The organism is Variovorax sp. 10L426 (assembly GCF_056395305.1).
The window spans coordinates 1-420 of sequence record NZ_JBFTJF010000104.1 but is presented as its reverse complement, the minus strand read 5'-3'; the positions used below and the strand labels follow the sequence as shown (position 1 = coordinate 420).

The 420-nt window shown below is 65.7% G+C and carries 1 protein-coding gene; it reads left to right on the top strand.

Translation table 11 applies throughout. The features are described 5' to 3' along the window. Positions 1–420 (top strand): aminotransferase class I/II-fold pyridoxal phosphate-dependent enzyme (locus AC1DHL_RS29970; RefSeq protein WP_478164364.1); only part of this gene is annotated, 420 nt, incomplete at both ends.

Here is a 420-nt window from a genome sequence, read left to right as displayed (position 1 = left end):
GCGCTCGACCTAGTCGTGCGGCACCTGCTCAAGCCTGGCGACACCGTGTTCGTCGAAGACCCCGGCTACTACAACCTGTTCGGCCTGCTGCGGCTGCACGGCGTGCAGCTGGTGGGCGTGCCGCACACCCCGAACGGCCCCGACCCGGAAGCCTGCGAGCGCCTGCTGCGCGACCACAAGCCCAAGCTGTTCTTCACCAACAGCATTCTCCAGAACCCCACTGGCTCCACGCTGACGCCCCCGGTGGCGTTCCGCCTGCTCGAACTGGCGCGCAAGCACAACTTCCGCTTCGTCGAGGACGACATCTTCTCGGACTTCCAGCTCACGTTCACCGACCGGCTGGCCACGCTCGATCAGCTCGAGCACGTCATCTATATAGGCGGATTCTCAAAGACCGTGTCGGCGGCGCTGCGCGTGGGC